Here is a 6,655-nt window from a genome sequence, read left to right on the forward strand (position 1 = left end):
AGCGCAACACCCCCGTCCGCCTGACGTTCTCCGACGGCCAGCTCCTGCTCGAGGCGGGCAGCGGCGACGACGCCCAGGCCTCGGAGTCGATCGAGGCGACGATCAACGGCGCCGACATCTCGATCGGATTCAACCCGACCTACCTTCTCGAGGGACTGGGCGTCATGTCCGACCCGGTCGTGCACCTGTCCTTCACGCAGCACACCAAGCCTGCAGCGATCTCGGGAGTCCAGGAAATCGGGGCCGACCCAGACGTCGCGTTCCGCTACCTGATCATGCCCGTCCGTCTGCAGAACTGACCGCAACGCCACCCAAGGGAGCAGCATGGACATCGGACTCGTGGGACTGGGCAAGATGGGCGGCAACATGCGTACCCGCCTGCGCAACGGTGGGGTCACTGTCGTCGGCTACGACCGAAACCCCGACGTCAGCGACGTCTCCTCGCTCGCCGAGCTGGTCGAGGCGCTGCCGTCGCCCAAGGTCGTGTGGGTCATGGTGCCCGCCGGTGACATCACCCGTGCGACCGTCACCGAGCTGATCGAGCTGCTGGGAGAGGGCGATGTCATCGTCGACGGCGGCAACTCCCGCTGGACCGACGACGAGAAGCACGCGGCCCTGGCCGCTGAGAAGAGCATCGGCTACATCGACTGCGGCGTGAGCGGCGGCGTGTGGGGCCTCGAGAACGGCTACGCCCTGATGGCCGGCGGCACCGTCGAGGACATCGCGAAGGTGCAGCCCGCGTTCGACGCGCTGCGCCCGAAGGGCGAGTCCGGCTTCGTCCATGCCGGCCGCGTCGGCGCCGGGCACTTCTCCAAGATGGTCCACAACGGCATCGAGTACGCCATGATGCAGTCCTACGCCGAGGGCTACGAGCTGCTCGAGAAGGTCGACATCGTCGACAACGTCACGGCGGTCTTCGACTCGTGGCGCGAGGGCACCGTCGTCCGCTCGTGGCTGCTGGACCTGCTGGTCAAGGCGCTCGAGGACGACCCGGGCCTGTCCAAGATCCGCGGCTACGCCGAGGACTCCGGCGAGGGCCGGTGGACCGTCGAGGCCGCGATCGACAACGCCGTGCCGCTGCACACCATCGCCGCCTCGCTGTTCGCCCGGTTCACGTCCCGCCAGGACGAGTCGCCCGCGATGCAGGCCGTCGCCGCGATGCGCAACCAGTTCGGCGGCCACGCCGTCCAGGCCGCGGCCGAAGCGGGCCACGACCCCAGGGACGCCTGAGCCATGGAAGAGGGTCGAGGGTGCACGTCAGCAGGCTGACGCTGCACGACTTCCGTTCCTACGGCGACGTCGAGATCGATCTCGAGGCCGGCGCGACGGCGTTCATCGGCTCCAACGGCCAGGGCAAGACCAACCTGGTCGAGGCGATCGACTACCTCTCGCGCCTCGACTCGCACCGCGTCTCCGGTGACATCCCGCTGGTCAAGGCGGGAGCCGGCCAGGCGATCGTCAGGGCGGAGGTCGTCCGGGGAGACCGCACGGCGCTGCTCGAGCTGGAGATCACGCCGGGCCGGGCCAACCGGGCCCGGGTCAACCGCGGCGCCCTGCCGCGCACCCGCGACCTGGTCGGGGTGCTGCGGACCGTGATGTTCTCGCCCGAGGACCTGGCCCTGGTCAAGGGCGACCCGTCCGACCGGCGCAAGTTCCTCGACTCGCTGCTGGTCCTGCGGACGCCCCGGCTGGCCGGGGTCAAGGCCGACTACGACCGGGTGCTCAAGCAGCGCAACACGCTGCTGAAGTCGGCGCGGGGCCGCCGCAACGTCGAGATCGCGACGCTCGACATCTGGGACGAGAACCTCGCGCGCACGGGAGCCGAGCTCGTGACCGCCCGGCTCGTGCTGCTCGACGCCCTCGCACCATTCCTCACCGAGGCCTACCAGCGCGTCGCGACCGAGTCGGCGCCCGACCGGCGGCAGGTGACCGCGGTCTACAAGCCTTCGGTCGAGCTCAAGCCCGACCTGCGCGACCAGGCGGCCATCGAGCAGGCGCTGATGGCCGAGATCCTGCGCCGCCGACCCGACGAGGTCGATCGCGGCATCAGCCTGGTGGGACCGCACCGCGATGAGGTCCAGCTGACGATCGGCGAGCTGCCGGCGAAGGGCTACGCCAGCCACGGGGAGTCGTGGTCGTACGCCCTCGCGCTCAAGCTCGCGTCCTTCGAGCTGCTCCGTGCCGACGACGACGATCCCGTGCTGATCCTCGACGACGTGTTCGCCGAGCTCGACCAGGGCCGACGCCAGCAGCTCGCGGAGCTGGTGGCCGACGCCGAGCAGGTGCTGGTGACGGCGGCGGTCGCCGAGGACGTGCCCGAGGCGCTCAAGGGCCACCGGTTCCGGGTGGCGGGCGGCAAGGTGCTCCGTGACTGATCCCGACGACGACGGCCTGGACCTCGCCCGCCAGATCGCACGGTCCTACCAAGGCAAGGGCGTCCCGGGCCAGCTGCCGCGCAAGCGCAAGGTCCGCCCGGCGAGGCCGGCCCGCGAGACCCGGGAGGACGCGTCCCCGCTGTCGGAGCTCCTGGACCGGGTCGTGCAGAACCAGGGCTGGTCGGACAAGCTCGCCGACCAGCGGATCTTCACCGACTGGCAGCAGCTCGTCGGTCCGGAGGTGGCGCAGCACGCCGTCATCGAGGGCTTCGAGGATGCCGTCGTGCACGTGCGCGCCTCGTCGACCGCGTGGGCGACCCAGCTCAAGATGCTCGCGCCGCGGATCGTGGCCAAGCTCAACGCCGCGCTCGGCGACGGCTCGGTCCTCCGGATCGACGTCCGAGGCCCCCAGGCGCCGTCGTGGAAGTCCGGGCCGCGCTCGATCCGTGGGGCCCGGGGTCCCCGAGACACCTACGGGTGAGCGCGGTTCACTCCGCGGGGGCGACGGCCGCGCAGGCCAGGACGAACACCGCGGTCGCGGCCGTCACGGCACCCAGCACCAGACCGGCCTGCACGAAGCCGTCCCAGCCGAGCACGGGTCGCACACCGATCGCGACCAGGACCAGCAGCGCACCGCCGCAGCCCACGACCGCCGCGGCGAACGTTCCTGCGACGGGCTCGGACGCGGCATGGACGACGACCGCGACGACCGCGGTCCACAGCAGGCTCACGGCAAGCGCGGCGATGACGTCGGACGGACGGTGCCAGCCCGCGACGACCGTGGAGGCACCGGTCAGGGTCGTGGCGAAGCCGCCGGCCAGGGCGATGACGGGCCGCGCGAGGCGCGGAGCGACCAGCAGCGCGGCGCCGACCGAGCTCGCGACGACCGTGGTGTGCCCGCTGGGCAGGCTGTTGAGCGTGCCGAGGCCGAAGTCGGGCCGGTCCAGGATCGCGTGCTTGAGCACCTGGGTCGTCAGGTTGGAGCCGGCGATGACCGCGACGGCGCCCACCGCGAGTCGTACGCTGCTTCGCGCGAGAGCCACCGCGACGCAGCCGATCACGACGATCACGATGGCGCCGATCGACACGTAGCCCAGCACGCTCAACACCGTCAGACGGGTGTCGCGCCCTCCGACGACGGTGTTCATGGCCGAGTCGTCCCAGTCCTGACCCCGCGCGCTACGCACCGCGACCTGCACCAGGACCGCCAGCGTGGCGGCCGCCATGACCGCCGTCCAGGCAGCCGTCACCGCGGTTCCGCGGCGGGTCGTGGTGTCGGTCATCCCTCCACGATGACGCATGGCTCCCAGCGGCTTGACCAAGACGGACCGTCACGGTGTGCTGGAGCCCCTGACGGGCCCAGATCCCTACCGGGCCTTGGCACCGACCCTCCCGTGTCGTCACAACGGCCGTTCTGTCGCTCTCACGGGCACGCGAGGAGCGCGACTCGCCGTCCCGCAACGGTGGGTAAGCCCTGAGACGCACGAAACGCCCCGTATACTGGTTCGGTGAGCCAAACTCCAGATCCTGAAGCTTCGTACGACGCCAGCAACATCCAGGTTCTCGAAGGATTGGAGGCGGTGCGCAAGCGTCCGGGCATGTACATCGGGTCCACCGGTGAGCGCGGACTGCACCACCTCGTCTACGAAGTCGTCGACAACTCGGTCGACGAGGCCCTCGCGGGCTACGCGTCCCACATCGCGGTGACCCTGCAGGCCGACGGCGGCGTGCGCGTCGTCGATGACGGCCGCGGCATCCCCGTCGACGAGCACCCGACCGAGAAGATGCCCGCCGTGACGCTGGTGCTGACCTCGCTGCACGCGGGCGGCAAGTTCGGCGGCGGCGGCTACAAGGTCTCCGGTGGTCTGCACGGCGTCGGCGTCTCGGTCGTCAACGCGCTGTCGACCCGGCTCGACGTCGAGATCAAGCGCGACGGCTACCGCTGGACCCAGTCGTTCACGTACGGCGTCCCGGACGCTCCGCTCGAGCGTCACGAGGAGACCGACGAGACCGGAACCACGACGACGTTCTACGCCAGCGAGGACATCTTCGAGACCGTCGTCTACAGCTACGAGACGCTCAAGACCCGCTTCCGCGAGATGGCGTTCCTCAACAAGGGCCTCGAGCTCGTGCTGCGCGACGACCGTGAGACCGCCGTCGAGGTCGAGGGGGAGGCCCCCGTCGACACCGCGCTGGACCAGGGCGCCGAGCGCGATGCGCGCTTCCGCTACGACAAGGGCCTGGTCGACTACGTCGAGCACATCAACGTCGGCAGCAAGTCGCCGATCCATCGCGACGTCATCTCGATCGACTCCGAGGACGAGAGCAAGGGCCTGTCCCTCGAGATCGCGATGCAGTGGAACGACAGCTTCATCGAGTCGGTCCACACGTTCGCCAACACGATCAACACGCACGAGGGCGGCACGCACGAGGAGGGCTTCCGGGCGGCGCTGACCACGACGGTCAACAAGTTCGCCACGGCGCAGGGCCTGATCAAGAAGGCCAGCGACAACCTCTCGGGCGAGGACATCCGCGAGGGGCTCACCGCGATCGTCTCGATCAAGCTCGAGGAGCCGCAGTTCGAGGGCCAGACCAAGACCAAGCTGGGCAACAGCGAGGCCAAGTCGTACGTCCAGAGCGTCCTCAACGACGAGCTCGGCGCGTGGTTCGAGCAGCACCCCGCCGAGGGCAAGACCATCGTCCGCAAGTCGATCGACGCCGCGACGGCCCGCATGGCCGCCCGCAAGGCGCGGGACCTGGCCCGCAACCGCAAGGGCTTCCTCGGCGGCGGCGGCCTGCCGGGCAAGCTCGCCGACTGCTCCTCGCGCAACCCCGAGGAGTGCGAGGTCTTCATCGTGGAGGGCAACTCCGCCGGCGGCTCGGCCAAGGGCGGCCGCGATCCCCGCACGCAGGCGATCCTCCCGCTGCGCGGCAAGATCCTCAACGTCGAGAAGGCCCGGATCGACAAGATCCTGCAGAACGCCGAGGTCCAGGCGATCATCTCCGCGCTCGGCCCCGGCGTGCACGAGGACTTCGACATGGCCAAGCTGCGTTATCACAAGATCGTGCTGATGGCCGATGCCGACGTCGACGGCCAGCACATCTCGACGCTGCTGCTGACGCTGCTGTTCCGCTTCATGAAGCCGCTCATCGACGGCGGTCACGTCTACCTCGCGCAACCGCCGCTCTACAAGATCAAATGGAGCAACTCGGCCGACGAGCTGGCCTACTCCGACGCCGAGCGGGACGTCCTGCTGGCGGCCGGCGCGGCCGACGGCAAGCGGCTGCCCAAGGAGGTCGGCCAGCAGATCCAGCGCTACAAGGGTCTGGGCGAGATGAACGACTCCGAGCTGTGGGACACCACGATGGACCCGGCCAACCGCATCCTGCGCCAGGTGACCCTCGAGGACGCCGCGATGGCCGACGAGATGTTCACGATCCTGATGGGCGAGGACGTCGAGCAGCGGCGCTCGTTCATCCAGCGCAACGCCAAAGACGTCCGCTTCCTCGACATCTGATGAGCACCTCGATGAACGCACCTCGCGGCGCCCACTCCACGACAGGACTTGACCGATGACCGAAACCACCCCGCCCCCCGAGCACGACCGGATCGAGCCGGTCGAGCTGCAGGACGAGATGCAGCGCTCCTACATCGACTACGCCATGAGCGTCATCGTGTCCCGCGCGCTGCCCGACGTCCGGGACGGTCTCAAGCCGGTGCACCGCCGCGTGCTCTACGCGATGTTCGACGGCGGCTACCGCCCCGACCGCGGCTTCAGCAAGTGCTCGCGCATCGTCGGTGACGTGATGGGCCAGTACCACCCGCACGGCGACACCGCGATCTACGACACCCTGGTCCGCCTCGCGCAGCCGTGGGTCATGCGCGCGCCGATGATCGACGGGCAGGGCAACTTCGGCTCGCCGGGTGACGACGGTGCCGCCGCGATGCGATACACCGAGTGCCGGCTCGCGCCGATCGCGATGGAGATGGTGCGCGACATCGACAAGAACACCGTTGACTTCCGCCCCAACTACGACGGCCGTTCCCAGGAGCCGACGGTGCTGCCGGCCCGCATCCCCAACCTGCTGGTCAATGGCTCGGCGGGCATCGCGGTCGGCATGGCAACGAACATCCCGCCGCACAACCTGCGTGAGGTCGCCGAGGGCGCCCAGTGGGCGCTGTCCAACCCCGAGGCGTCCAAGGAGGAGCTGCTCGAGGCGCTCATCGAGCGGGTCCAGGGTCCTGACTTCCCATCCGACGCGCTGATCGTCGGCACCAA

General features: G+C 69.6%; 6 protein-coding genes and 1 pseudogene. 6 read left to right on the forward strand and 1 reads right to left on the reverse strand.

The annotated features are described in order from the left end of the window. From JWQ91_RS12855 to JWQ91_RS12870, 4 genes and pseudogenes are all read left to right on the forward strand, one after another. A partial coding sequence (locus tag JWQ91_RS12855; protein WP_297784698.1) for a DNA polymerase III subunit beta occupies window positions 1-299 on the forward strand: 299 nt, incomplete at its 5' end. A gap of 22 nt (window positions 300-321) precedes the next feature. After that, a pseudogene (gene gnd / locus JWQ91_RS12860) lies at window positions 322-1,230 on the forward strand (phosphogluconate dehydrogenase (NAD(+)-dependent, decarboxylating)); the annotation flags it as partial. A gap of 20 nt (window positions 1,231-1,250) precedes the next feature. Beyond that, the gene (gene recF / locus JWQ91_RS12865) at window positions 1,251-2,375 is read left to right on the forward strand and encodes a DNA replication/repair protein RecF (protein ID WP_297784703.1); all 1,125 of its coding nucleotides are present in this window, start codon (window positions 1,251-1,253) and stop codon (window positions 2,373-2,375) included. Beyond that, a complete protein-coding gene (locus tag JWQ91_RS12870; protein WP_297784706.1) occupies window positions 2,368-2,856 on the forward strand; it encodes a DciA family protein in 489 nt (162 codons plus the stop codon). Before recF ends, JWQ91_RS12870 begins: the two co-directional genes overlap by 8 nt. Before the next feature lie 7 nt (window positions 2,857-2,863). Here JWQ91_RS12870 and JWQ91_RS12875 read toward each other — a convergent pair whose 3' ends face one another. Further along, on the reverse strand, window positions 2,864-3,658 hold the full coding sequence (locus tag JWQ91_RS12875) for a phosphatase PAP2 family protein (protein WP_297784709.1): 795 nt from the start codon (window positions 3,656-3,658) through the stop codon (window positions 2,864-2,866). Window positions 3,659-3,883: 225 nt separating this feature from the next. Here JWQ91_RS12875 and gyrB point away from each other — a divergent pair, with 225 nt between their 5' ends. Both gyrB and JWQ91_RS12885 read left to right on the forward strand, forming a co-directional pair. Beyond that, a complete protein-coding gene (gene gyrB, locus JWQ91_RS12880; RefSeq protein ID WP_297784712.1) occupies window positions 3,884-5,893 on the forward strand; it encodes a DNA topoisomerase (ATP-hydrolyzing) subunit B in 2,010 nt (669 codons plus the stop codon). Between the two features lie 55 nt (window positions 5,894-5,948). Next, a partial coding sequence (locus tag JWQ91_RS12885) for a DNA gyrase subunit A (RefSeq protein ID WP_297784715.1) occupies window positions 5,949-6,655 on the forward strand: 707 nt, incomplete at its 3' end.

The sequence above is a fragment of the Aeromicrobium sp. genome (assembly GCF_025965075.1).
Lineage (GTDB): Bacteria > Actinomycetota > Actinomycetes > Propionibacteriales > Nocardioidaceae > Aeromicrobium.

Bases quoted from the DNA above. Each gene is read 5' to 3' on its own strand.
- JWQ91_RS12875 (WP_297784709.1), bottom strand. From the start codon at position 3,658: ATGACCGACACCACGACCCGCCGCGGAACCGCGGTGACGGCTGCCTGG.